The sequence below is a fragment of the Thiomonas sp. DCM-2 genome (assembly GCF_056820905.1).
Map to the genome: position 1 here is coordinate 1690308 of NZ_CM165962.1, position 23881 is coordinate 1714188.

Annotated in this window: 21 protein-coding genes; 16 read left to right on the plus strand and 5 right to left on the minus strand. The window is 65.4% G+C overall.

The annotated features are described in order from the left end of the window. The first annotated feature begins 31 nt into the window (after positions 1-31). From AC1ZQA_RS08155 to ntrC, 3 genes are read left to right on the plus strand one after another with little or no spacing between them, the layout of a single operon-like run. The gene (locus AC1ZQA_RS08155) at positions 32-586 is read left to right on the plus strand and encodes a hypothetical protein (protein ID WP_482676485.1); all 555 of its coding nucleotides are present in this window, start codon (positions 32-34) and stop codon (positions 584-586) included. 32 nt (positions 587-618) lie between these two features. Next, complete coding sequence (gene glnL, locus AC1ZQA_RS08160; RefSeq protein ID WP_482676486.1) at positions 619-1692, plus strand: nitrogen regulation protein NR(II); 1074 nt, start codon at positions 619-621, stop codon at positions 1690-1692. 34 nt (positions 1693-1726) lie between these two features. Further along, the gene (gene ntrC, locus AC1ZQA_RS08165) at positions 1727-3214 is read left to right on the plus strand and encodes a nitrogen regulation protein NR(I) (protein ID WP_482676487.1); all 1488 of its coding nucleotides are present in this window, start codon (positions 1727-1729) and stop codon (positions 3212-3214) included. A 3-nt stretch (positions 3215-3217) separates the two neighbouring features. Here the strand turns inward: ntrC and AC1ZQA_RS08170 are convergent, their stop codons facing one another. Both AC1ZQA_RS08170 and AC1ZQA_RS08175 read right to left on the minus strand, forming a co-directional pair. Then, positions 3218-3985: an exodeoxyribonuclease III gene (locus AC1ZQA_RS08170; RefSeq protein WP_482676488.1), complete on the minus strand. Its 768-nt coding sequence runs from the start codon at positions 3983-3985 to the stop codon at positions 3218-3220. A 32-nt stretch (positions 3986-4017) separates the two neighbouring features. Continuing rightward, a complete protein-coding gene (locus AC1ZQA_RS08175; RefSeq protein ID WP_482676489.1) occupies positions 4018-5124 on the minus strand; it encodes an alkene reductase in 1107 nt (368 codons plus the stop codon). A 213-nt stretch (positions 5125-5337) separates the two neighbouring features. Between AC1ZQA_RS08175 and AC1ZQA_RS08180 the strand changes: the two genes are divergently transcribed. The 5 genes from AC1ZQA_RS08180 to AC1ZQA_RS08200 all read left to right on the plus strand — a co-directional run bounded on the left by AC1ZQA_RS08180 (position 5338) and on the right by AC1ZQA_RS08200 (position 11391). Continuing rightward, positions 5338-8334 carry a molybdopterin oxidoreductase family protein gene (locus AC1ZQA_RS08180; RefSeq protein WP_482676490.1) on the plus strand — a complete coding sequence of 999 codons (2997 nt, stop codon included), beginning with the start codon at positions 5338-5340 and terminating at the stop codon, positions 8332-8334. Next, positions 8331-9137, plus strand: coding sequence for a 4Fe-4S dicluster domain-containing protein (locus tag AC1ZQA_RS08185; protein WP_482676491.1), 807 nt, complete (start codon positions 8331-8333; stop codon positions 9135-9137). The genes AC1ZQA_RS08180 and AC1ZQA_RS08185 overlap by 4 nt, the downstream gene beginning before the upstream one ends. A 3-nt stretch (positions 9138-9140) precedes the next feature. Further along, positions 9141-10073: a dimethyl sulfoxide reductase anchor subunit family protein gene (locus AC1ZQA_RS08190; protein WP_482676492.1), complete on the plus strand. Its 933-nt coding sequence runs from the start codon at positions 9141-9143 to the stop codon at positions 10071-10073. A 68-nt stretch (positions 10074-10141) separates the two neighbouring features. Beyond that, a complete protein-coding gene (locus AC1ZQA_RS08195; protein WP_482676493.1) occupies positions 10142-10552 on the plus strand; it encodes a lysozyme inhibitor LprI family protein in 411 nt (136 codons plus the stop codon). A gap of 35 nt (positions 10553-10587) precedes the next feature. After that, the gene (locus AC1ZQA_RS08200) at positions 10588-11391 is read left to right on the plus strand and encodes an enoyl-CoA hydratase (protein ID WP_482676494.1); all 804 of its coding nucleotides are present in this window, start codon (positions 10588-10590) and stop codon (positions 11389-11391) included. Positions 11392-11410: 19 nt separating this feature from the next. Here the strand turns inward: AC1ZQA_RS08200 and AC1ZQA_RS08205 are convergent, their stop codons facing one another. Beyond that, positions 11411-12247 (minus strand): PP2C family protein-serine/threonine phosphatase, encoded by an 837-nt coding sequence (locus tag AC1ZQA_RS08205; protein ID WP_482676495.1) that lies wholly within the window; start codon positions 12245-12247, stop codon positions 11411-11413. A 137-nt stretch (positions 12248-12384) separates the two neighbouring features. Between AC1ZQA_RS08205 and yoaA the strand changes: the two genes are divergently transcribed. Beyond that, complete coding sequence (gene yoaA, locus AC1ZQA_RS08210) at positions 12385-14403, plus strand: DNA repair helicase YoaA (protein ID WP_482676496.1); 2019 nt, start codon at positions 12385-12387, stop codon at positions 14401-14403. 5 nt (positions 14404-14408) lie between these two features. Here yoaA and AC1ZQA_RS08215 read toward each other — a convergent pair whose 3' ends face one another. Further along, complete coding sequence (locus tag AC1ZQA_RS08215; RefSeq protein WP_482676497.1) at positions 14409-15230, minus strand: outer membrane protein assembly factor BamD; 822 nt, start codon at positions 15228-15230, stop codon at positions 14409-14411. A 61-nt stretch (positions 15231-15291) separates the two neighbouring features. Between AC1ZQA_RS08215 and AC1ZQA_RS08220 the strand changes: the two genes are divergently transcribed. The 7 genes from AC1ZQA_RS08220 to rimO all read left to right on the plus strand — a co-directional run bounded on the left by AC1ZQA_RS08220 (position 15292) and on the right by rimO (position 23153). Further along, complete coding sequence (locus tag AC1ZQA_RS08220) at positions 15292-16335, plus strand: RluA family pseudouridine synthase (protein ID WP_482676498.1); 1044 nt, start codon at positions 15292-15294, stop codon at positions 16333-16335. A gap of 12 nt (positions 16336-16347) precedes the next feature. Beyond that, complete coding sequence (gene pgeF, locus AC1ZQA_RS08225) at positions 16348-17196, plus strand: peptidoglycan editing factor PgeF (RefSeq protein ID WP_482676499.1); 849 nt, start codon at positions 16348-16350, stop codon at positions 17194-17196. 114 nt (positions 17197-17310) lie between these two features. Next, positions 17311-19053, plus strand: a complete 1743-nt coding sequence (gene phaC / locus AC1ZQA_RS08230; protein WP_482676500.1) for a class I poly(R)-hydroxyalkanoic acid synthase — start codon at positions 17311-17313, stop codon at positions 19051-19053. Positions 19054-19093: 40 nt separating this feature from the next. After that, a complete protein-coding gene (locus AC1ZQA_RS08235; RefSeq protein WP_482676501.1) occupies positions 19094-20272 on the plus strand; it encodes an acetyl-CoA C-acetyltransferase in 1179 nt (392 codons plus the stop codon). Positions 20273-20311: 39 nt separating this feature from the next. After that, positions 20312-21052, plus strand: a complete 741-nt coding sequence (phbB, locus tag AC1ZQA_RS08240; protein ID WP_482676502.1) for an acetoacetyl-CoA reductase — start codon at positions 20312-20314, stop codon at positions 21050-21052. A gap of 102 nt (positions 21053-21154) precedes the next feature. Beyond that, positions 21155-21697: a polyhydroxyalkanoate synthesis repressor PhaR gene (phaR, locus tag AC1ZQA_RS08245; protein WP_482676503.1), complete on the plus strand. Its 543-nt coding sequence runs from the start codon at positions 21155-21157 to the stop codon at positions 21695-21697. Positions 21698-21752: 55 nt separating this feature from the next. Then, complete coding sequence (rimO, locus tag AC1ZQA_RS08250) at positions 21753-23153, plus strand: 30S ribosomal protein S12 methylthiotransferase RimO (protein ID WP_482676504.1); 1401 nt, start codon at positions 21753-21755, stop codon at positions 23151-23153. Here rimO and AC1ZQA_RS08255 read toward each other — a convergent pair whose 3' ends face one another. After that, positions 23154-23639 carry a hypothetical protein gene (locus tag AC1ZQA_RS08255; protein ID WP_482676505.1) on the minus strand — a complete coding sequence of 162 codons (486 nt, stop codon included), beginning with the start codon at positions 23637-23639 and terminating at the stop codon, positions 23154-23156. Between the last annotated feature and the right edge of the window lie 242 nt (positions 23640-23881).

A 23881-nucleotide genomic window follows, 5' to 3' on the forward strand; every position in this document is an offset into this window, starting at 1 on the left:
CACTGCATTCTGCTCTTGACCTCGCACCACCATGACCCTGCTCGACCGTTTCACAGTTCTCCTTGCCGCGTTCGCCACGTTTGCGGCCCTGGCGCTTGCTAGCACTGCGCAGGCCCAGACCGACCCGCAGCGCGTCTATCGCTGTCCGGACAATTCGTACACCAACGATCTGTCGGAAGTCAAAGCCAAGAATTGCAAGCTGATCGACAACGCCAATGTGAGCATTCTGTCGAGCCCAGGCATGGCGCCCAAGGTCATCGGCTCGGGCGCCAAGGAGGGTGGACAGAAGGCGGCTCAGAACGAGAATCAGGCTGCGCGCGTTGCGCCTGCGACGCAGAAGGAGCGCGACGCGGAAGCGCGTCGCATCCTCGAACAGGAACTGCAACAGCAACAGGCCTTGCTGGAGCAGCAGATCAAGGCCTACAACAACGGCCACCCCGATTACCTGCCCAGCGAGCGCATCGCCGGGGGAGGCGTCAAGGGCGGGGAATACGCCCAGCGTGTGGCAACGATGAAAGACCAGCTTGCCATGACACAGGCCAATATCGCCGCGCTGCAGCGCGAGCTGCAGAAGTACCCGCAATGAATCGGTCCGGCGAGTCGGATTGGGGATGAGGGATGGCCGCGCCGCACTCGACAAGCGAGTACCCGGGCCTGGAATGGCTGACATCGATGGCGGCACTGGTGGATGCACAGGGCCTGATCAGCTACGCCAATCCGGCCCTGGAGAATGGTCTGGGCATTTCCCGCCGTCAGTTGAAGGGGCAGGATCTTGGCCACTGGATGGATTGCCCGGCTCTCTGGCGCGACGCGCTGGAGCAGGTGCGCAGCAACGAATTCAGCAGCAAGCGCTTCGACTGTCTGATGCGCCTGCGCGATCTGCGTGACCCGGTCCAGGTGCAGGTCATCGTGGCGCGCACCGAACACCCGGACGGCCTGTTGCTGGCCGAAATGGTGGAGATCAGCCAGCAGGCCCGGCTGGAGCGCGAGGAGCAGTGGCACAACCAGGCGCAGGCGAACAAGGAGCTGATCCGCAATCTGGCCCACGAGATCAAGAACCCGCTGGGCGGCATCCGTGGCGCGGCGCAACTGCTGCATGCCGAACTGCCCTCGCTCGAGCTGCAGGAATACACCCAGGTCATCATCGCCGAGGCCGATCGGCTGCAGACCCTGGTGGACCGGCTGCTGGCGCCCCACCGCAAGCCGCATGTCGTGGGCGACGTGAACATTCACGAAGTCTGTGAGCATGTCCGCACCTTGCTGCAGGCGGAGTTTCCGCAAGGACTGACCATCGAGCAGGACTACGACGCCAGCCTGCCCGAATTCCGTGGGGACAAGGAGCAGCTCATTCAGGCCGTGCTCAACATCGCGCACAACGCGGCGCAAGCCCTGCAGCAGCGCATCGCAGCAGGCGACGCGAAGATTGTGTTCCGCACCCGGGTGGCGCGGCAGATCACGGTGGCCCGCCAGCGCTACAAGCTGGCACTGGTCTTGCATATCGTGGACAACGGGCCTGGGGTGCCGGCGGAACTGAAGGATCGCATCTTTTTTCCGCTGATCTCGGGCAGAGAAGGAGGAAGTGGACTCGGACTCACCCTGGCCCAGACCTTCGTCCAGCAACATCAGGGAACCATCGAATGCGACAGCCAGCCCGGCAAGACCGAATTCCGCATCACCATCCCGCTGCCTTGACAGGTTGCAGCCGGTTCTGCGCTCGGGGTGCGCGATGAAACCGATCTGGGTGGTCGATGACGATGCCTCGATCCGCTTCGTGCTGGAAAAGGCGCTGCAAAAGGTCGGCATGGAGGTGCGCAGTTTTTCCAACCCGCGCGATGTGCTGAGCGCGTTCGAAGAGGGTTGTCCCCAGGTGCTCATCAGCGATATTCGCATGCCGGGCGGCAACGGCATCGATCTGCTGCAGCAAATCCGCCAGTCGCATCCTGGTCTGCCGGTCATCATCATGACGGCGTATTCCGATCTCGACAGTGCCGTCGCCTCGCTGCAGGGGGGCGCGTTCGACTACCTGAGCAAGCCCTTCGACGTCGACAAGGCGGTCGACCTGATTCAGCGTGCGGTCGATGAAAGCCTGCGCGAGGAGCAGGCCGAAGATGCGCAGCAGGAGGCGCCCGAACTCCTCGGCCAGGCCCCGGCCATGCAGGACGTGTTCCGCGCCATCGGTCGGCTGGCGCATTCGCAGGTCACCGTGCTGATCACCGGCGAATCGGGCTCCGGCAAGGAGCTGGTGGCGCGTGCGCTGCACAAGCACAGCCCGCGATCGGGCGGTCCGTTCGTCGCCATCAACACCGCAGCCATCCCCAAGGATCTGCTGGAAAGCGAGCTGTTCGGTCACGAGCGCGGCGCGTTCACCGGCGCGCAGACCCTGCGGCGCGGCCGCTTCGAGCAGGCCGAAGGCGGCACGCTGTTTCTCGACGAGATCGGCGACATGCCGCTGGAGTTGCAGACCCGCCTGCTGCGGGTGCTGTCCGACGGACACTATTACCGCGTGGGCGGGCACAGTGCGATCAAGTCGCATGTGCGGGTGATCGCCGCCACGCACCAGAATCTGGAACAGCATGTCGCGCAGGGCAAGTTCCGCGAAGACCTGTTCCACCGCCTCAATGTGATTCGCCTGCGTCTGCCGCCGCTGCGCGAGCGCAGCGAAGACATCGCGCCGCTGACCCGGCACTTCCTGCAGCGCAGCGCGCAGGAGCTCGGCGTCGAGCCCAAGCGCATCTCGGCCGAGGCGCTGCAGGTGCTGCAGCAATTTCCATTTCCCGGCAATGTGCGCCAACTGGAAAACCTGTGTCAGTGGCTCACCGTCATGGCGCCGGCGCAGGTCATTCAGGTCAAGGATTTGCCGGAGGATGTTCGTCCTCGAGCCGTTGCACAGCCCGACGGCAAGGGCCGTGCGGCAGACGCCTCGCATGCTGGCGCTCTGGACGATCTCGTGCAGGCCGAAGGTGTTTCCTCACGGCCCGCGCCAGTGGCCCCTGCAGAAACCGATTGGGAAACCCGCGTGGAACAGGTCGCGCTGAGCCTGATGCGTGGCGGCACGCCGGACGTCATGCATCACCTGACGCAACGCTTCGAGCGCGCGGTGATCTCCGCCGCGCTGTCGCAAACTCACGGTCGCCGCATCGAGGCGGCACAAAAGCTGGGGATCGGCCGCAACACCATCACCCGCAAGATTCAGGAACTGGGGATGGAGGACTGAGGTCTACAGCGCCAGTTCGGCGATCACCGGGGCGTGGTCGCTCGGACGTTCGTTCTTGCGCGGGGTCTTGTCGATGCTGCACGACTGCAGCGCGGGACGCAGCGCGGCGCTCACCAGGATGTGGTCGATGCGCAGGCCCTGATTCTTGCGGAACGCGAGGTTGCGGTAATCCCACCAGCTCCAGCTCTTGGGCGGCTGTTCGAACGCACGAAACGCGTCGATCAGTCCCAGATCGAGCAGCTGCCGGAAATGCGCGCGCTCCTCGGGGGTGCAGTGGATCTGCCCGGCCCAGGCCACCGGGTCGTACACGTCGCGATCTTCCGGCGCGATGTTGAAATCGCCGAGCAGCACCAGCCGGGGGGAGCGCTGCAGCTCGGCGATCACCCAGGCCTGCAGGGCATCGAGCCACTGCATCTTGTAGGCAAACTTGTCGCTGTCGGGCGCCTGGCCGTTGGGGAAGTAGCAGTCGATCACCCGCACCCCGTCCACCGTGGCCGCAATCACCCGCGCCTGCGCGTCATCCAGACCCGGAATGCCGCGCTGCACCGCTTCCAGCGGGTGCCGGCTGAGCAGCGCCACGCCGTTATAGGTGGGCTGGCCGAAAAACGCGGTTTGATACCCGGCGGCCGCGATCGCCTCCGCGGGGAACTTGTCGTCGGTCAGCTTGGTTTCCTGCAGCGCCAGCACATCGGGCTGCTGCGCCTGCAGCCAGTCGAGCACTTGCGGCAGGCGCACGGCGAGCGAATTGACATTCCAGGTGGCGATTTTCATGGGGCGCGCACAGGCGGAGAAAGCGCCGCAGTCTACGCCACCGTTTCGAGCGCGGGGTAGTCGGTGTAGCCGTGCTCGCCTCCGCCGTAGAAGGTCGTGGGGTCGGGTTTGTTGAGCGCGACCCCCAGCCGGAAGCGCTCGACCAGATCGGGATTGGCGATGAACGGGCGGCCATATGCCACCGCGTCGGCCAGCCCGGATGCAATGCGCGCGGCGCCCGACTCGGCGGTATAGTTGCCGCAGACGATGATCCGCCCGGTGAACGCCGCACGCAGCTGCCGGCGGAACGCGTCGGACAGCGACGGGCCGCCGGCCCAGTCCGGTTCGGCGATGTGGAGATAAGCCACCCCGCGCTTGCTGAACTGCTCGGCCAGGTACAGGTGGATTTCTTCGGTCTGCTCGTCGCGGATGTCGTGGCGGTTGAAATGCGGTGAGATGCGCACCCCCACGCGTTGCGCGCCGGCAACGGCGATGATGGCGTCCAGCGCCTCGAGCACGATGCGCGCGCGGTTTTCCATGCTGCCGCCGTACTGGTCGGTGCGCTGGTTGGTGTTGGTCGAGAGAAACTGCTGCAGCAGATAGCCATTGGCGCTGTGCAGCTCGAGCATGTCAAAACCGGCAGACAGGGCATTTTTCGCCGCGCGCGCGTAGTCGGCAATGATGCCCGGGATTTCGCTGGTCTCGAGCGCGCGCGGCATGTCGCAGGGCACGCGCTTGGGGCCTTCGGGCAGCACGACGAACGATTCGCCGGTTTCGCTGCGGATCGCGCTGGGCGCCACCGGCGGCTGGCCGCCCTCCTGCAGCAGATGGTGCGAAATGCGGCCGACATGCCACAGCTGCATCGCGATGCGGCCACCTGCGGCGTGCACCGCGTCGGTCACCAGCTTCCAGCCTCGCACCTGCGCGTCGGTGTAGATGCCGGGGGTGAAGGCGTAGCCCTGGCCTTGACGCGAGATTTGCGTCGCCTCGCTGATGATCAGCCCGGCGCCGGCGCGCTGCGCGTAATAACGCGCGTTCATTTCGGTCGGAACGTCGCCGGGTTGGCTAGCGCGAGACCGGGTCAGCGGCGCCATGATGATGCGGTTGGGCAGTTCCAGCGCACCGAGTTGCAGGGGAGTGAAAAGTGTTGTCGTGGTCATGGGTGGACTCCAGGGTTGTGCAATGCAGCAGAAATCCTAAACCTCCGCCCGCAGCTCTGCTCGCGCCCCTTGCTGCGCGGATTTGGGGACTGTGCTAACAGCCACTTCCGGTTCGTCATCGAATATTTCGATATATCGGACATAAATGTTTTGTTTGTTCAATGCATTCGGGGCCGCTAGGGTTTGGCAATCCGTCTTGCCCGATTGCGCGCCATGTCCGCCCTGTTCAAACCGCTCGACCGCCTGTTTTCCAACGGCACACCGCTGCACGATCCAGTCGCACCGCCACCGGGCGACACCGAGGTCAAGACCACGACGTGCTACATGTGCGCCTGCCGCTGTGGCATCAACGTGCATCTGCGCGATGGCGAGGTGCGGTTCATCGAAGGCAATCCCGCGCATCCGCTCAACCAGGGCGTGCTGTGCGCCAAAGGTTCAGCCGGGATCATGAAGCAGGTGTCCCCGGCGCGGCTGACCCAGCCGCTGCGGCGCAAGCCGGACGCCGAGCGTGGGGCAGGGGAGTTCGAGCCGATTTCGTGGGACGAGGCGCTGCAGCTTCTCGAAAACCGGCTACGCCAGCTGCGCGCCACCGACCCCAAGCAGTTCGCGCTGTTCACCGGGCGCGACCAGATGCAAGCGCTCACCGGGCTGTTCGCCCGCGAGTTCGGCACGCCCAACTACGCCGCGCACGGCGGATTTTGCTCGGTGAACATGGCCGCCGGAATGATCTACACGCTCGGCGGCAGTTTCTGGGAATTCGGCGGTCCCGACTTGGAGCGTGCCAAATTGTTCGTGATGCTCGGCACCGCAGAAGACCATCACAGCAACCCGATGAAAATCGCGCTGTCCCGGTTCAAGCGGGCAGGCGGACGCTTCATTTCGATCAACCCCATCCGTACCGGGTATTCGGCGATCGCCGACGAGTGGATTCCGATCCGCCCCGGCACCGACGGTGCGCTGCTGCTCGCCTTGGTGCACGAACTGCTGCGCACCGGGCGCATCGACACCGCGTTCACCGCCGAATGCACCAACGGAGCGCAGCTCGTGCGGGTGCAGCCAGGGCATGCCGAGGACGGGCTGTTCGTTCCCGCCCCAGGCGCTGCCGGCAATGATGGCGATCAGGCGCTGCACCGCCTGTGGTGGGATGTGCCGACCCAGCGCCCGGTGCCCGCGTGGAGCGAAGGCGCGCAGCCCGCGCTGAGCGGTCACTACCGCCTGCCCGACGGCACCCCAGTCGCCCCGGCGCTGCAACTGCTGCGCGAGCAGGTGGCGGCGTGCACCCCGCAGTGGGCGCAGGACATCACCGGCATTCCCGCCGAGCGCATCCGGCGGCTCGCGCAGGAGATGGCGCAGGCCGCGCTCGACCAGAGCGAAGACCTGCCGATCGCCTGGACCGATTGGCGCGGACACAAGCACGCCACGCTGCAGACCCGGCCGCTGGCGTTTCACGCGATGCGCGGACTTGCCGCGCATTCCAACGGGTTTCAGACCATTCGCGCGCTGTCGATTCTGATGAGCTTGCTGGGGACGATCGACGCCCCCGGCGGTTTTCGCCACAAGGCGCCTTACCCCAAGGACGTGCCGCCCGAGGTGCGCAACCCGCGCGGCCCGCAGGATGTGCGCCCCGACACGCCGCTCGACGGCGCGCCGCTGGGCTGGCCGACCTCGCCCGACGATCTGGCGCTGATGGACGACGGCAGCCCGCTGCGCATCGACAGGGCGTTCTCGTGGGAGTACCCGCTGGCAGTGCACGGCTTGATGCACAACGTCATCACCAACGCCTGGCGCGGCGACCCGTACCCGATCGACACCCTGCTGATCTTCATGTCCAACATGGCGTGGAACTCGGCGATGAACACGGTGCAGGTGCGGCAGATGCTGCGCGACAAGCGCGACGATGGCAGCTACCGCATTCCCTTCCTCGTGGTGTGCGATACGTTCCACAGCGAAATGACCGCGTTTGCCGACCTGCTGCTGCCCGACACCAGCTATTTGGAACGACACGACGCGATGTCGCTGCTCGACCGCCCGATTTCCGAATTCGACGGCCCGATGGACTCGGTGCGCGTGCCGGTGCTGCCGCCGCTGGCGCAGACCCGGCCGTTCCAGGAGGTGCTGGTCGAACTCGCCACGCGGCTTGCTTTGCCCGCGTTCGTCAACCCCGACGGCAGCCGCCGGTACAAGGACTATCCCGATTTCATCGTGAACTACGAGACCGCGCCGGGGTCGGGGATCGGCTTTCTCTCGGGCTGGCGCGGGGCGGACGGCAGCAAGTCGCTCAAGGGCGAGCCCAACCCCCGTCAATGGGAGATGTACGCGCAGAACAACTGCGTGCATCACCACCCGCTGCCCGAGCCGCTGCGCTACCGGCGCAACTGGAACCGCGACTACCTCGACTTTGCGCAAAGCGTGGGCTGGCGCTCACGCAACACGCCCATCATCATCGCGCTGTACAGCGATGTGCTGCAGCAGTTTCGCCTTGCCGCACTGGGGCCGCGGCCTGGGCGGCAGCCACCCGACCACCTGCGCGCGCGAGTCGCGCACCATTTCGACCCGCTGCCATTCTGGGAGCCGCCGCTGGAACATGCCGCCACCGACCTGGCGCGCTATCCGCTCGCCGCAGTCACCCAGCGGCCGATGGCGATGTACCACGCCTGGGATTCGCAAAACGCCTGGCTGCGGCAGATCCATGGCCACAACCGGCTGTATGTCAACCCGGTGGTGGCGCGGCAGCAGGGCATCGCCGATGGCGACTGGCTGTGGATCGAATCCAGTTGGGGCCGGGTGCGCGCGCGCTGCCAGTACAGCGAGGCGGTCGAGCCCGGCACGGTGTGGACCTGGAACGCCATCGGCAAGGCCAGCGGCTTCTGGGGGCTGCACCCGCGCGCGGAGGAATCGCAGACCGGGTTTTTGCTCAATCACCTGATCCGCGACGAGCTTCCCGCAGCCGCGCTCGGCGCGGGGCAGGGCACGCTGTCCAACAGCGACCCGGTCACCGGCCAGGCTGGCTGGTACGACGTGCGGGTGCGGATCGCCCCTGCCGACGCGCCGCCGCAGCAGGACGGCGCGCCGCCGCCCAAGGCGGCGCAGAGCTGGCCGCAGTTCGACCCGCCCAAGCCGCTGCCGCACAAGGCGCCGAACCTGCCGCAGGTCCGCGTGCTGCGCTATGTCGCCGGGCGCGGCAAATCCAGAGCAAAGGAACAGCCATGACCCAACTCGCGCTGGTCATCGACCTCGACGTCTGCGTCGGCTGCCATGCCTGCGTGACTTCCTGCAAACAATGGAACACTTCCGGGGCTGCCGGCCATCTGAGCGACCACGATCCTTACGGCGAAACCCCGCTGGGGGTGTTTTTCAACCGGGTGCAGACCTATGAGGTGGGGCAGTTTCCGCACACGCAGACGGTGCATTTCCCCAAGAGCTGCCTGCACTGCGAGGAGCCGCCGTGCGTGCCGGTCTGCCCCACCGGCGCGTCGTACAAGCGCAAGGAGGACGGCATCGTGCTGGTCGATGCCGACAAATGCATCGGCTGCAAGTACTGCGCCTGGGCCTGCCCGTACGGCGCGCGCGAGTACGACGAAGACCGTGGCGTGATGACCAAGTGCACGTTGTGCGTGGACCGCATCCATGACCAGACCATCCCGCCGGCACAGCGCCGCCCGGCCTGCGTCAACGCCTGCCCGACCAACGCCCGGCTGTTCGGCGATGTGCACGACCCCGATTCCGAGGTGTCGCGCGCCATCCGCGATCGTGGCGGCTATGCACTGATGCCCGAACTCGGCACGCGACCCGCGAACCACTACCTGCCGCGCCGGTTGCCGCAACCCGCAGCGACCGGTGAAGACGCAGTGCAGGCGCAGCCGCAGCGGCAGGGCGCGCCAGGCCGGGCTGCTGCGCACGCGCAGCCGCAGGCCGAGGCCGTGGAGATGGAATCGCGCAGCCTGTTCTCCCGGCTGTTCGGCGCGGTGTTCGACGGACATGCCCGCCGAACGGCGCAAGCGGGCACGGAGTAAGCCATGCGTCCAGCGTTTTCCGTTTTGCTGCTCACCACGCTGGTGGGCTGCGCGCAGGGGTTGGCGGTGGTCGTCGCGCTGCCCGCGTTTCTGGGCGTTGCGGATGCGGCGTCCTGGTTGCGCTTTTGGGAACTCAGTCTGTGGACAATTCTGGGGCTGGGCCTGGTTGGGCTGGGCGCATCGTTCGCCCACCTCGGCCGGCCCGAGCGTGCCTGGCGCGCCGCGGCGATGTGGCGCACCTCCTGGCTGTCGCGCGAGGTCATTGCGCTACCGGCCTTTCTCGGTGCTGCCGCGCTGGGCGAGCTGGCCTTGCACGCACTGGGCGATTGGCCCGCGGCGCTGGCGGCGCTGCTGATCGTTTGCGCGCTGGTGCTGTGGGGATGCACCGCGATGATCTATGCCGGGGTGCGGCTTTTGCGCGAATGGGCCACACCGTTGACCGTGGTGAACTTCATCGCGATGGGGCTGGCCAGCGGCGCCTTGCTCGCGGCCTGCCTGGCGCAATCGATGCTCGCCCCGGATGCGGCGCGGTACGAGCGCGCGGCTGCCGTGTTGCTGGTGCTTGCGTTGATCGGACGGCTGGCGGCGCTGCTGCGGCTGCGGCGGCTGACTCCGGCGGGATCGATGCAGACCGCAATCGGCATCTCTCATCCCACGATCCGCCAGACCTCCAAGGGCTTCACCGCGCGCGCATTCAATACCCACGAGTTTTTCCACGGCCGCAGTGCGGCGTGGGTTGCGGGCGTGCGGTGGAGTTTTGTGCTGCTGGGTTTCGTGCTGCCGCTGCTGCTGGTGCTGGGCACGCCGCAGGCGTGGCAGGGCGTGTCCTGGCCGCTGGCGCTGGTGAGCCACCTGGCCGGCATGCTCGCCGAACGCTGGGACTTTTTCGCCCAGGTGCGGCATCCGCAGAACCGCTATTACCAGGCCGCGTTGTGACCGATTGAAACGCCGCGGAACCGCGGCTTGCGGCGCAGCTCCATGAGGTTTTTCGGTGGAGCAATGCGATGCGTTGGCAGTCGATGTTGGGTGGGGTTCTCTTGACCATCGGCGGATCTGGGCTGGCGCTGGCCGCCACTGCCCCGATCCAGCCGCCGCCCATGTGCCGCGCGCAGCCCGACAGCGCGGCCTGCGCGGCGCAGACCCGCCACGCGCTCAATATCCGCATGCGGCATCTCTACCGGCTGGAACTGCAAAAGGTCATGGGCACCTATGCCGAGCGGCGGCTGGATCATGCGCAAAACCTGTGGCGGCGCTGGGTGAATGCGGACTGTCTGTTCCGCGTTGGCCCGCTCGATCGGGGAGGGCCGCAGTGGCAGACTCGGATGGATGCCTGCCAGGCGAACCAAATCCGCAGCCGCATCACCGAGCTCGATCGCCTGTTGCATTGCGAAGGCGACACTTGCCCACCCAGGTGATGCCGTGGCACCATGGCTCCAGATCAAGGAGACTCATGATGCAAGATCCATCCTACAGCCCGGACGTATTGCTGCGCGAGACCGATTCACGCGGCGTGGTGCGGCTGACTCTCAACCGTCCGCAGGCATTCAACGCGCTGTCTGAGGCGCTGCTGCACGCACTGCAGCAGCAGATCGACGCGCTGATGCACGACGATGTGACGCGCGTGGTCATCGTGCGCGGCGCGGGTCGGGCATTCTGCGCCGGGCACGACCTGAAGGAAATGCGCGCCCATCCCTCGCACGCCTATTACGCAAAGCTGTTTGCCCGTTGTGGCCGGGTGATGACCGGGCTGATGCGCCTGCCACAGCCGGTCATCGCCCAGGTGCACGGCATTGCCACGGCGGCTGGCTGCCAGCTTGTGGCGAGTTGCGATCTGGCCGTGGCCAGCAGCGAGGCGCGGTTTGCGGTCTCTGGCGTGAACTACGGGCTGTTCTGCTCCACGCCGGGCGTGGCGCTGTCGCGCAACGTGCTGCGCAAGCAGGCAATGGAAATGCTGCTGACCGGCGAATTCATCGACGCCGCCACCGCGCAGCAGCGCGGCCTGATCAATCGCGTCGCTGCGCCCGATGCGCTGGAGGTGGAGGTCGAGCGCCTGGTCGGCAGCATCCTGGACAAACCCGCGGCGGCGGTGCGCATGGGCAAGGCGATGTTCTATCGCCAGGCTGAGGCCGGCATCGACGCGGCCTACCAACTGGCAGCGCAGACCATGACCTGCAATATGCTCGACGATTGCGCACTCGAAGGCGTGCAAGCCTTCATCGACAAACGCCAGCCGGCGTGGAGGGCGAAAAAATAGCGGGAACAGGCCCAGAGGCCTACGCGCCCGGCGGGGGCAGCCGCACCAGATCGATGACGATGATCGCCAGGTTGTCGCCACGCCCCCCGGCGCGGGTACGGGCCTTGTCGATGAGATATTGGCAGCATTCGCGCGCCTGCAGCTTGGAGGTGGCGATTTCCAGATCCTGGTCGGTGAAGTAGTGCCACACGCCGTCGCTGCACAGCATGAGCACATCGCCAGGGGCCAGCGCGCTTTCTTCGACCGGCTTGATCGGCAGTTCCGACATGCCCAGGCTGCAGGTGAGCACATTGCTCATCGGATGATTGCGCGCCTTGGCCTCGGTGATTTCGCCCTTGTCCACCAGGGTCTGCACATACGAATCGTCCTTGGTGCGCAGCAATAAACGGCCGTCGCGGAAGATGTAGAGGCGGCTGTCACCCACGTGCGACCAGTAGCAGCGGCCCTCGTCAGCGTGGAACAGTGCGCACACCGCGGTGGAATGCGGCTCCTGTTCGGTGGACAGGGCGGTGAGGCGAATCATGCTGTGACTCTCCTGCACGATCTGCTGCAGCAGCGCGTGCGGATCATCGCTGTCGGGGTGGTAGCGCTCGAACAACTGCTGCGCAGTGAGCATCACCTGATCTGCCGCCTTGCGGCCACCGCTCTTTCCGCCCATGCCGTCGGCAATCACCGCAAGCACGCAGCCCTGCACGCGCGGATGCGCGATCACGCGCAGCTGGTCCTGCTGATAGGGTCTGTCACCCTTGTGCAGCCCGCTTGCCGCGTTCAGCCGCCAGCGCGTTCCCGCCTGATGCTGCACCGGCTTGGGCAGCGGCGGCAGGCGGGAAGGCGGGTAATGATCAGTGGGGTCCATAGAATCGGCGGTTTGCCAGCGGTGGGTCGGACAGATCAGGCCTGCTGGTCGGGCAAAGCAGAAGGCGTGGATGAACAAGCAAACGCAAAACGCGGATTCTAGGTGGCGCGCAACACAGTCTTGTGGCGGGCGGCGGCATGCACGCTGATCCCGCGCATCCTCCGTCAGCCCAGACGGCGCTGGCCGAACATTGCGACGCGCTGTTTTCACCGGGCAGCCCGCTGCAGGCCGAGTTGCCGCAGTGGTCCGTGCGCGAAGGCCAGCGCGCGCTGGCGCTGGCCGTGGCCGGGGCCATCACCGATCGCGCCATTCTGCTGGCCGAAGCCGGCACGGGCACCGGCAAGACGCTGTCCTATCTGGTTCCTGCGCTGCTGCATGGCGGACGGGTGATCATCTCCACCGCAACGCGCAATCTGCAGGATCAGCTCTATACCAAGGACCTGCCGGCCGCGCGCCGGGCGCTGGGCGCTGCGGTCAGTACCTGCGTGCTCAAGGGTCGCTCCAATTATGTTTGTCTCTACCGCCTGCAGCGCGCAGCGGAGTGGGTGCATGGCCGCCATGCGCATGCACAGCTGCGCCGCATCGAACAGTTTGCCAAGACCGATGCGCGCGGCGACCTGTCCGCGCTGTCGGGGCTGGAGGAGAATTCGGCGCTCCATTTTCTCGTCACCTCCACCACAGACAATTGCCTTGGCGCGGATTGCCCGGATTACAAGGCCTGTTTTGTGATGAAGGCGCGGCGCGAGGCCATGGCGTCGGACGTGGTCATCATCAACCACCATCTGTTTTTCGCCGATCTGGCGCTGCGCGGCGAGGGCGTCAACGAATTGCTGCCCACCGCGGACACGCTGATCCTGGACGAGGCGCATCAGCTTGCCGAGATCGGCGTGCAGTTTCTCGGCGCACGTTGCGGCACGGCACAGGTGGTCGATCTCAGCCGCGACGTCCTGGCGAGTGGCTTGCAGCATGCCAAGGGCCTGGCCGACTGGCAGACCCTGAGTGGCGCGCTAGAACGGGCTGCGCGCGATCTGCGTCTGGTTGCGCCGCAGGCACCTGGCCGCTTGAGCCAGCCCCAGATGCTCTGTCTGCCCGGCTGGGACGTGGCCCTGCACGATCTGCAGGCGCAGCTGGCGCACACCGCCGCCGTTCTGTCTGCCCACGAGGAAGCCGCGCCGGAATTCGCGCGGCTGGTGGAACGTTGCACCGCGCTGCAGCAGGCCTTCGGCAACTGGCAGAGCCCGGCCGCCGGGGGTGACGAAGGCGCAGCACCCCAGGTCCGCTGGGCCGATGTCGGCAGCGCACATCTGCGGCTGCAGTCCGCGCCGCTGTCCATTGCTGCGGCGTTTGCCGCCTTGCTGGCGCAGCGCAGTCAGGCCTGGATCTTCACCTCCGCCACCCTGAGCGTCGGCGGCAATTTTCGTCACGCGCGCGCCGCACTCGGTCTGACGCCGGAACACGGCGGCTGCGCGCCGGTGGAGCAGGGCATCGAGCCGCGCTGCCGCGAACTGCGCGTGGCCAGTCCCTTCGATTACGCGGCGCAGGCGCGGCTGCTGGTGCCGCAAGACCTGCCGATGCCCAACCAGCCCGGACATTCCGAAGCCGTTGGCGCGCTGGCGGCACAACTGGCCGCCTGCAACGCGGGTGGCACCCTCGTGCTCACCACCACTCTGCGCGCCGCCAGGAGCATTGCGCAGACCCTGCGGCAATTGCTGCCCGGACGGGCTGTGCTGGAACAGTTCGAGGAGTCCAAGCCAGCCTTGCTTGCGCGCTTTGCAGCGACTGCGCAGGCCGTACTCGTGGGCAGCCAGAGTTTCTGGGAAGGGGTGGATCTGCCCGGCGACCGGCTGACCCTGGTGATCATCGACAAACTGCCGTTCGCCCCGCCAGATGACCCGCTCACCGCCGCGCGGCTCAAGCAGATCGAAGCCGAGGGACGCAGCGGTTTCAACGACTACAGCATGCCGCAGGCAGCGTTGTCACTGCAGCAGGGCGCGGGGCGGCTGATCCGCACCGAAACCGACCGTGGGGTGCTGGTGGTGTGCGACCGGCGCCTGACCGCAACCGGCTGGGGGCGGCAACTGCTTGCCAGCCTGCCACCGTTCGGCCGGGTGAGCCGCGCCGAGGACGCGCAGGATTTCCTGCGGCTGATGCGCTGAAACGTTTACCAGAGCTTCCAGAACGGGTCGTCGCGGCGCGGCAGACCCTCGGTCAGGTAGACGCTTTGCGGATAGTTGAGCTTGAGCACACGCTCGGCGTCGTCGCGCAACTGGGTCATGCCAAGTTTGCCGTAGGCATGCACCAGCACCGCCAGGGCGAGCTGGTTGGATGGCGCGTCCTGATAGTTCTCGATCGCGCGCTGCGCCCGGTCGGCTGCGGCCACATACGCGCCGCGGCGGTAATAGAACAGCGCGACATGGGTTTCATACTCGGCCAGCGAATTGACGATGTAGCGCATGCGCTGGATGGCATCGGGGGCATATTTGCTCTTGGGAAACCGGGTAACCAGTTCCTTGAAGCTCTCGAACGACTGCTTGGCCGCAGCCTGGTCGCGCTCGTACAGCTTCTGGTCCGACAGAAAGGAGAACCAGCCCTGATCAGTGTTGAAGTTGATCAGGCCCTTCAGATACAGCACGTAGTCGGTATAGGGATTGTTGGGGTAGAGCTTGAGGAAGCGGTCGGTGGCCGCCAGCGCCTGCGCGCGTTCGCCTTGCTTGTAGTTGCCGTAGGCAATTTCGATCAGCGCCTGCTGCGCCAGCAGACCGTAGGGGTAGCGGGATTCGAGCTTCTCATACAGCTTCACCGCCTTGTCGGTGTTGCCGCTGTTCATCTCGTCCTTGGCCTCTGCATACAATTTGGTCGACGACCAGCCCAGGGTCTCGTCTTTCGATGGCGTGGACGCGCAGCCCGCAAGGCCCAGAAACAGCGCCGCAGCGGCGGCGCCCAACAGTCGCCGCGTCCAAAGACGATCCAACGCAACACGCATAGCAATGACCCAGGGTGGTGTAGAGCCTGCGGATTATAGGGAGCCCCTGCGCCCCGTCTCCATGACCAAGCATTCCCTTTCTGCCTTCCGGAGCGCGATCGACTCCGATCCCGACGAACCGGATGAAGGCGACGCGCCCATCGACCCGGGCGTGCTCGAGGCCATCATTCCCGAGTCCGAGGCGGGTCAGCGGCTTGACAAGGTGCTGGCTGCGCTGTTTCCGCAATACTCCCGCAGCCGCCTGCAGCAATGGTGCGAGAGCGGTCTGGTGCGCATGGGCACACAGCGCGCCGGGGTGCGCGACAAGGCGCGCGCTGGCGAGTTGCTGCGCGTGGCCGTGCCCGCCCTGCCGGAAGACACCGCATTCGCGCCTGAAGATCTGCCGCTGGATGTCGTGCACGAGGACGCAGCGCTTGCCGTGCTCAACAAGCCGGCGGGTCTGGTGGTCCATCCTGCAGCCGGCAACTGGAGCGGCACCCTGCTCAACGGTCTGCTGGCGCGCTATCCGGAAGTCGCCGGGCTGCCGCGCGCGGGCATCGTTCACCGCCTCGACAAGGACACCAGCGGCCTGATGGTCACCGCCCGCACCCTGGAGGCACAGACCGAACTGGTGCGCAGACTGCAGGCGCGCACCATCCATCGGCAATACCTGGCGCTGGTGTGGGGCCAGGTGGACCGGTCGTTCAACGTGGATGCACCCATTGCCCGCCACCCACGCGATCGCCTGCGCATGGCGGTGGTGCAGGGCGGCAAGCCCGCCCGCACCGATTTCACCCCGCTGGCCGAGCGCGAGACTCCCTGGGGGCGGCTGACCGCGCTGCGCTGCAAGCTGCACAGCGGGCGTACCCATCAGATCCGCGTGCACCTTCAGTTTGCCAAGCTGGAGCTGGTGGCCGATCCGGTCTATGGCGGGCGGGTCCGGCCCGATCTGCCCCTGGCGCGTCAGGCGCTGCACGCGGCACGGCTGGGTTTTCGCCACCCCGCAAGCAACGCCTCGATCGACTGCGTCGCACCGATCCCGGACGACATCGCCGCGCTCTGGGACCTCTGCGGCGGCACGCCCGAGGAGATCGATCCCAGACACTGGCCGGCCCTCACACTCTGAAGCCATCGCCCCATGACAATCCGCCTTCCGCAGTGCACCGACTTTGTTCCCTCCTGGTTCGGCGAGGCACAGCGCCATGCGCCCTGGCTGCGCGTTGTCTGGCCGGGCAATCCCCGGGTGCACGCGCTGTTGACCAGTTGCGCGGGCGGGGTGAGCCGCGGCGCCTATGCCTGTGCGCGGGCGCCTGACGGCATGGGCGCAGGCATGAATCTCGGCACGCATGTGGGCGACGCACCGGCGCTGGTGGCGCAGAACCGTCAGCGCCTGCAACACGCCATGGGCGGAGCGCAGCCGCGCTATCTGCAGCAGGTGCATGGCGTGGAGGTTGCCGATCTGGATGCGCTGACCGACCTCGGCGCGGAGCCGACCGCAGATGCAGCATGCACCAGTCTTCCGCGCGTCGCGGCGACCGTGCTCGTGGCCGACTGTCTGCCCGTGCTGTTTGCCGCGCCGGATGGCCGTGCCGTGGCTGCGGCGCATGCCGGCTGGCGGGGCCTGGCTGGTGGTGTGCTGGAGGCCAGTCTGCAAAGGCTCTGCGATCGTGCGGGCTGCGCTGCACAGGACGTGCAGGCGGTGCTCGGCCCAGCCATCGGCCCACTGGCGTTTGAAGTGGGGGAGGAGGTCCGCGCGGCGTTTGTCGACCGGCATGCACAGACGGCGGACGCATTCAAACCGGGCAAGCCCGGAAAATGGTGGGCCGACCTCTGGCAACTCGCACGCCTGCGGCTGGAGTCCGCAGGCATGCAGCCTGGGCAGATTGCCGGGGGAGGGTTGTGCACGGTGGGCAACCCGCAACGGTTTTATTCTTACCGCAGGCAGGCGGTCACAGGGCGTCAGGCGGCTTGCATCTGGGTTGAATGAACCACGCCGGCCTGTTTCCCGTTGACACCGTCACATCCCTGCTCAAGAATGCCGTGACCAGTTGCCGCATCGACGCGGCCCCTCAATCAGCAGCCCTCCTCGCTCCAACCTCCCATGGATCAAGCGCATTCGACCCATCAGGCCGCGCCACCGTTTTTGTCTGGCGTACAGGGCAGCCCAATGGCGGAGATGTCGCAGGCCTGGGCGTCCATGCTGCGCGGGGTGAACGGCTCGGGTGCGCCGGGCCTGTCCGGCGTTCAGGTCGATCCGGTGCGCCTGCAGCAACTGCAGCAGCGCTATCTCGCTGAATTCCGCCAGCTCTGGAGCACTTTGCTGTCGCCGGATGCATCGAACCCGGCTGCGCTCGCTGCCGATGACAGGCGCTTTTCCTCGGGCGCCTGGAGCGAGAACCGCATCTCAAGCTACACGGCGGCACTGTATCTGCTGGGCGCCCGTGCCTTGTTCGACCTGGCCGACAGTGTGAAGGCCGATGAACCCACGCGGCAAAGACTGCGCTTTGCGGTACAGCAGTGGGTAGACGCCGCAGCGCCTTCCAATTTTCTGCCGCTCAACCCCGAGGCGCTGAACAAGGCGGTGCAGACCCAGGGCGACAGTCTGCGCGCAGGATTGGAGAACTGGCTCAGGGACTTGAAACAGGGGCGCCTGACACAGACCGATGAATCGGTCTTTGAAGTGGGGCGCAACGTGGCCACCACGGCGGGGCAGGTGGTCTTCGAGAATGACCTGTTTCAGCTCATCGAGTACACCCCGCTGACTGCCAAGGTGCATGCGCGGCCTTTGCTGTTCGTGCCGCCGTCGATCAACAAGTACTACATCCTCGACCTGCAGCCGGACAACTCGCTGGTACGGTTTTCTGTGGAGCAGGGCCATCGCACCTTTGTCATGTCCTGGCGCAATCCGGACGCCAGCATGGGCCATCTGACCTGGGACGACTATGTGCAGGACGGCGTGATCCGCGCCATGGAGGTGGTGCGCGACATTGCTGCAGGACGCAGCGACGGCACCATCAACACACTGGGCTTTTGCGTGGGCGGCACCCTGCTGACCAATGCGCTGGCTGTGCTGCAGGCGCGCGGCGAGCAATTTGCCCACAGCGCCACCTTGCTGACCACGATGGTGGACTTCACCGATACCGGCATTCTCAGCGTGTATGTGGACGAGGCTTCGGTGGCCCTGCGCGAACAGACATTGGGCCAGGGCGGCCTGATGACCGGACGCGAGCTGGCCACGGCCTTCTCCAGCCTGCGGCCCAACGATCTGGTGTGGAACTACGTCGTCGGCAACTATCTCAAGGGCGAAACGCCGCCACCGTTCGACCTGCTGTACTGGAATTCCGATTCGACCAATCTGCCCGGCCCGCTGTTCGCCTGGTATCTGCGCAACACCTACCTGGAAAACCGCATGCGCCAGCCCGGCGCGCTGACCGTGGCCGGGGTGCCGCTGGTGCTGCAGTCAGTCAAGTTGCCGACCTATGTCTATGCCTCGCGCGAAGACCACATCGTGCCGTGGAAGACGGCGTATGAAACCACGCAGATCCTGGGCGGCCCCATGCGCTTTGTACTGGGCGCGTCTGGACACATTGCCGGGGTCATCAACCCGGCCAGGCGCAACAAGCGCAGCCATTGGATCTCTCCCAGCGGGCAGCGCAAGCTGCCATCTACCGCCCAGGCGTGGATTGATGCCGCGATCGAACATCCGGGCAGTTGGTGGACCGACTGGGCCGGCTGGCTGGCGAAGCAGGCCGGACCGGAAATCGCTGCGCCCAGGAAGCCCGGCAACGCGCGCTACAAGCCCATCGAACCCGCGCCGGGGCGCTACGTCAAGGTGCGCGCCTGAGGCATGGAATGTTCATTTCACTTCGTAAAGGACTTACCCCATGAATGACATCGTCATCGTCTCCGCCGTGCGGACTGCGGTTGGAAAATTCGGCGGCACGCTGGCCAAGGTGCCTGCGGTCGACCTGGGCGCTCTGGTCATCAAGGAAGCCGTGGCGCGTGCCAGACTCGAACCGGCGCAGGTGTCCGAGGTCATTTTTGGGCAGGTGCTGCAGGCAGGCATCGGGCAGAACGGCGCACGCCAGGCCAGCATCAAGGCCGGGTTGCCCGACATGGTGCCCGCGATGACCATCAACAAGGTCTGCGGCTCGGGACTGAAATCGGTCATGCTGGCCGCGCAGGCCATCCGTGACGGCGATGCCGACATCGTGGTGGCCGGCGGGCAGGAAAACATGAGCGCCGCGCCGCATGTGCTGCCGGGCTCGCGCGATGGCCAGCGCATGGGTGACTGGAAGCTGATCGACACCATGATCGTCGATGGCCTGTGGGATGCGTTCAACCAGTACCACATGGGCATCACCGCAGAAAACGTGGCAAAAAAATACGGCGTCACCCGGGAGATGCAGGATGCCTTCGCCGCCGCCAGCCAGAACAAGGCCGAGGCAGCGCAGAAGGCCGGACGCTTCGCCGACGAAATCGTGCCGGTGATGCTGCCGCAGAAAAAGGGGGATCCAGTGGCCTTCGCCACCGACGAGTTCGTGCGCCACGGCGTCACCGCAGACAGCCTGGCCGGTCTGCGTCCCGCGTTCGACAAGACCGGATCGGTCACGGCGGGCAACGCCTCGGGGCTCAACGATGGTGCTGCTGCGGTGGTGGTCATGAGCGCCAGGCGCGCTGCCGAACTGGGCCTCAAACCTCTGGCGACCATCCGCGCCTATGCCAACGCCGGGCTCGATCCGGCCTACATGGGCATGGGCCCGGTTCCGGCCTCGCAGCGCTGTCTGTCGCGCGCAGGCTGGACGCCGCAAGACCTCGACCTGATGGAAATCAACGAGGCGTTTGCCGCGCAGGCCATTGCGGTCAATCAGCAAATGGGCTGGGACACCAGCAAGGTCAACGTCAATGGCGGCGCGATCGCCATCGGCCACCCCATCGGCGCAAGCGGCTGCCGCATTCTGGTCACGCTGCTGCATGAAATGCAGCGACGCGATGCGAAGAGGGGACTGGCCTCTCTGTGCATTGGCGGCGGCATGGGCGTGGCGATGGCGCTGGAGCGTTGACCGGATGGAACACAATTCAAACCAAATGAGGAGATCACGATGAGCAAGAAGGTGGCTTATGTCACGGGAGGTATGGGCGGTATCGGCACCGGCATCTGCAAGCGGCTGTGCGAGGCGGGGCACAAGGTCATCGCCGGGTGCGGCCCCAATTCCAGCCGCAAGGACGGCTGGCTGGAAACCATGCGGGCGCAGGGCTATGACGTCTATGCCTCGGAAGGCAATGTGGCCGACTGGGAGTCGACCAAGGCCGCATTCCAGAAGGTGTTTGCCGAACATGGTCAGGTGGACATTCTGGTGAACAACGCCGGCATCACCCGCGACGCCGTGCTGCGCAAGATGACCTACGAGGACTGGGACCTGGTGCTGCGCACCAATCTGTATTCCATGTTCAACGTCACCAAGCAGGTGATCGACGGGATGGTGGAGCGCGGATGGGGACGCATCATCAACATTGCGTCGGTCAACGGCGAAAAGGGGCAGTTTGGCCAGACCAACTACGCCGCGGCCAAGGCCGGGATGCACGGCTTTTCGATGTCACTGGCGCTGGAAGTGGCGTCCAAGGGGGTGACGGTCAACACCGTGTCGCCGGGCTACATCCTGACCGACATGGTCAAGGCCATCCGCCAGGATGTGCTCGACAAGATCATTTCCTCGATACCGGTCAAGCGCCTTGGAACGCCGGAAGAAATCGCCTCCATCGTTGTCTGGCTCGCCAGCGAGGATGCCGGATTCACCACAGGCGCCGAGTTCTCCTGCAATGGCGGCCTGCACATGAGCTGATGGACTTCCGGGGAAGTCTGAGTGGTTTCGGCCGAGGGTTATGGTTCAATCGCGACAAGAATTCCTTCCGCACACCTTTCTCCTGATCCAGATCGTTTCCCCATGCCCAAGCCCGATTCCTTGCAGCGCGTCATCAAAAAGTACCCCAATCGCCGCCTGTACGACAGCGAGGCCAGCGCCTACATCACCCTGAGCGATGTCAAGCAACTCGTCATGGACGGGACGCGTTTCGTGGTGCAGGATGCCAAGACCGGCGAAGACCTCACCCGCAGCATCCTGCTGCAGATCATTCTTGAGGAAGAAAGCGGGGGCGTGCCCATGTTCAGCGCGGTGATGCTCGAACAGATCATCCGCTTCTACGGCCATGCCATGCAGGGCATGATGGGCAGTTATCTGGAAAAGAATGTGCAGGCCTTCATCGACATCCAGAACAAGCTGTCGGAGCAAACGCGTGGGGTCTACGACAGCGCTGCGCTCAACCCCGAAGCCTGGACACAGTTTCTGAATGTGCAAAGCCCCATGTTGCAAAACATGATGGGCAGCTATCTCGAACAGAGCAAAAATCTCTACATGCAGATGCAGGAGCAGATGCAGGAGCAGGCCAAGCAGATGCTCGGCGCGTTCAAGCCGCCAGAGAAGAAGTGACGGGCAGAGCGGCCCGCGCATCACGCGCGGTCTGCCCTTCAGCGACAATCGCGGGATGGAACAACAACTTTCTCCCCCTGCAGGCACAACGCCGGTCGCACCAAAGATCGGCTTTGTCTCACTGGGTTGCCCGAAGGCGCTGGTTGACTCCGAGCGCATCCTTACCGAACTGCGGGCGCAGGGCTACGCCACCTCCAAGAGCTACGCCGGCGCCGATCTGGTCATTGTGAACACCTGCGGCTTCATCGATGCGGCCGTGCAGGAAAGCCTGGACGCCATCGGCGAGGCTCTGGCCGAGAACGGCAAGGTCATCGTGACCGGCTGTCTGGGTGCACGCAGCGATGCAGTCACGGGCAACAATCTGGTGCGCGAGGTCCATCCCAAGGTCCTGGCGGTCACCGGCCCGCATGCCACCGACGAAGTGCTGCATCACGTGCATGCGGCCCTGCCCAAGCCGCACGATCCGTTCGTCGATCTGGTGCCGCCCGCCGGCATCAAGCTCACCCCCAAGCATTACGCCTATCTCAAGATCAGCGAGGGCTGCAATCATCGCTGCACCTTCTGCATCATTCCGGCGATGCGCGGCGATCTGGTTTCGCGCCCAATCGGCGATGTGCTGAACGAGGCGCGCGCGCTGTTTGCTTCCGGGGTGAAGGAACTGTTGGTCGTCAGTCAGGACACGTCTGCCTACGGCGTGGATGTGAAGTACCGTACCGGCTTCTGGGATGGCCGTCCCATTCGCACTCGAATGACCGAACTGGTCGACGCGCTGGGCTCGCTGGCCGCAGAGCATGACGCCTGGGTGCGGCTGCATTACGTCTATCCCTATCCCCATGTGGATGAGGTACTGCCACTGATGGCACAGGGGCGCATCCTGCCCTATCTCGACGTCCCGCTGCAGCATGCCCACCCGGATGTGCTCAAACGCATGAAGCGCCCGGCCAGTGGCGAGCGCAACCTGGAGCGCATCGCCCGCTGGCGCGCCATCTGCCCAGAGCTGGTGGTGCGCTCGACCTTCATCGCCGGATTCCCCGGAGAAACGGAAGAGGAATTTCAGACGCTTCTCGATTTCATCGAGGAAGCCGAACTCGACCGCGTGGGCTGCTTTGCCTACTCGCCTGTGGAGGGCGCGTCTGCGAACGCGCTGCCAAACCCTGTGCCCGATGCGCTTCGCGAGGAACGCCGCGCCCGCTTCATGGCCGTGGCGGAAGCCGTGTCCACACGCAAGTTGCAAAAGCGCGTGGGACAGGTGATGCGGGTTCTGCTGGATCAGGCCAGCCGCGAAGGCGGCACGGGCCGCAGCTATGCGGACGCGCCAGAAATCGACGGCAAGGTCCATGTCCTGCCGCCTGAAAAGGCTTCGCAGAAAATGCGTCTGGCGCAGGCAGCAGGCCAGTTCGTCAGAGTGCGCATCCTCCGCGCGGACGGACATGACCTGATCGGTGAGCTGATCTGATCAGTGCGAATCGACCACGGCCCTGATGGCAGCCGCGTCGCGGGCAAATGTGATGCGCGTGATCTTGCCCTGATTGACCTGCAGCACGGTCACTGCGTCATTTTCATGCGGCATGAAAGCAGCCTGATCCGCCTTGTTGGCCAGCAGGATGGAGTAGGGACGCTTGCGCATTTTCGGCAAGGCGAAGCTCTGGGTCACAAAGCCCGGCATGCCGCTGATGTCCGCCAGAAACACGATGCCTTCCTTGCGCATGCCCTCCACCCCGAGATTGGTGAGAAAGGTATTGGCTTCGTCTGAAGGCGCCTTTTCGATGGCGAACAACACCACACGGGTACCTGCGCCAGGAAATGCTTCCATCTTGCCGTGCTGATTTTCAAACTGCAATTGCGGCAAGGCGTCGCCCACCGCAAGCGGGGACGCCAAGGCCAGCGCGGGCCAGGCCAGTGCCGTGATCGCTGCAGAGAAAACAAAGGTTCGTCGTTGCATCGGGACTCCTGTCATCGAATGCAACATTCGAACAGAACTTTGCAACAAGGTTCTGACATGCAACGCAGGTTCAAATCGAGCGCTTTGCGTTGTGTCAACGCCCTGCAGGTCAAATTGACCAGCAACCGGGTGAATTCAGATTCCCAACAGGGAATGAACAGGTTGTGGACTTCCGGCCCGACTCAAAGGCGATCAGTTAACATCTCCTTTTTGCCCTTGCGGGTTGCAACTTCCAAGACAGG

Excerpts from the sequence above, each read along its gene's own strand:
- AC1ZQA_RS08235 (WP_482676501.1), top strand. The coding sequence starts at position 19,094 with ATGAATGACATCGTCATCGTCTCCGCCGTGCGGACTGCGGTTGGAAAA.
- phaC (WP_482676500.1), top strand. The coding sequence starts at position 17,311 with ATGGATCAAGCGCATTCGACCCATCAGGCCGCGCCACCGTTTTTGTCT.
- pgeF (WP_482676499.1), top strand. The coding sequence starts at position 16,348 with ATGACAATCCGCCTTCCGCAGTGCACCGACTTTGTTCCCTCCTGGTTC.
- AC1ZQA_RS08190 (WP_482676492.1), top strand. The coding sequence starts at position 9,141 with ATGCGTCCAGCGTTTTCCGTTTTGCTGCTCACCACGCTGGTGGGCTGC.
- phbB (WP_482676502.1), top strand. The coding sequence starts at position 20,312 with ATGAGCAAGAAGGTGGCTTATGTCACGGGAGGTATGGGCGGTATCGGC.
- AC1ZQA_RS08220 (WP_482676498.1), top strand. The coding sequence starts at position 15,292 with ATGACCAAGCATTCCCTTTCTGCCTTCCGGAGCGCGATCGACTCCGAT.
- AC1ZQA_RS08195 (WP_482676493.1), top strand. The coding sequence starts at position 10,142 with ATGCGTTGGCAGTCGATGTTGGGTGGGGTTCTCTTGACCATCGGCGGA.
- rimO (WP_482676504.1), top strand. The coding sequence starts at position 21,753 with ATGGAACAACAACTTTCTCCCCCTGCAGGCACAACGCCGGTCGCACCA.
- AC1ZQA_RS08155 (WP_482676485.1), top strand. The coding sequence starts at position 32 with ATGACCCTGCTCGACCGTTTCACAGTTCTCCTTGCCGCGTTCGCCACG.
- glnL (WP_482676486.1), top strand. The coding sequence starts at position 619 with ATGGCCGCGCCGCACTCGACAAGCGAGTACCCGGGCCTGGAATGGCTG.
- AC1ZQA_RS08185 (WP_482676491.1), top strand. The coding sequence starts at position 8,331 with ATGACCCAACTCGCGCTGGTCATCGACCTCGACGTCTGCGTCGGCTGC.
- AC1ZQA_RS08175 (WP_482676489.1), bottom strand. The coding sequence starts at position 5,124 with ATGACCACGACAACACTTTTCACTCCCCTGCAACTCGGTGCGCTGGAA.
- AC1ZQA_RS08170 (WP_482676488.1), bottom strand. The coding sequence starts at position 3,985 with ATGAAAATCGCCACCTGGAATGTCAATTCGCTCGCCGTGCGCCTGCCG.
- AC1ZQA_RS08180 (WP_482676490.1), top strand. The coding sequence starts at position 5,338 with ATGTCCGCCCTGTTCAAACCGCTCGACCGCCTGTTTTCCAACGGCACA.
- AC1ZQA_RS08200 (WP_482676494.1), top strand. The coding sequence starts at position 10,588 with ATGATGCAAGATCCATCCTACAGCCCGGACGTATTGCTGCGCGAGACC.
- AC1ZQA_RS08255 (WP_482676505.1), bottom strand. The coding sequence starts at position 23,639 with ATGCAACGACGAACCTTTGTTTTCTCTGCAGCGATCACGGCACTGGCC.
- AC1ZQA_RS08205 (WP_482676495.1), bottom strand. The coding sequence starts at position 12,247 with ATGGACCCCACTGATCATTACCCGCCTTCCCGCCTGCCGCCGCTGCCC.
- yoaA (WP_482676496.1), top strand. The coding sequence starts at position 12,385 with ATGCACGCTGATCCCGCGCATCCTCCGTCAGCCCAGACGGCGCTGGCC.
- AC1ZQA_RS08215 (WP_482676497.1), bottom strand. The coding sequence starts at position 15,230 with ATGCGTGTTGCGTTGGATCGTCTTTGGACGCGGCGACTGTTGGGCGCC.
- ntrC (WP_482676487.1), top strand. The coding sequence starts at position 1,727 with ATGAAACCGATCTGGGTGGTCGATGACGATGCCTCGATCCGCTTCGTG.
- phaR (WP_482676503.1), top strand. The coding sequence starts at position 21,155 with ATGCCCAAGCCCGATTCCTTGCAGCGCGTCATCAAAAAGTACCCCAAT.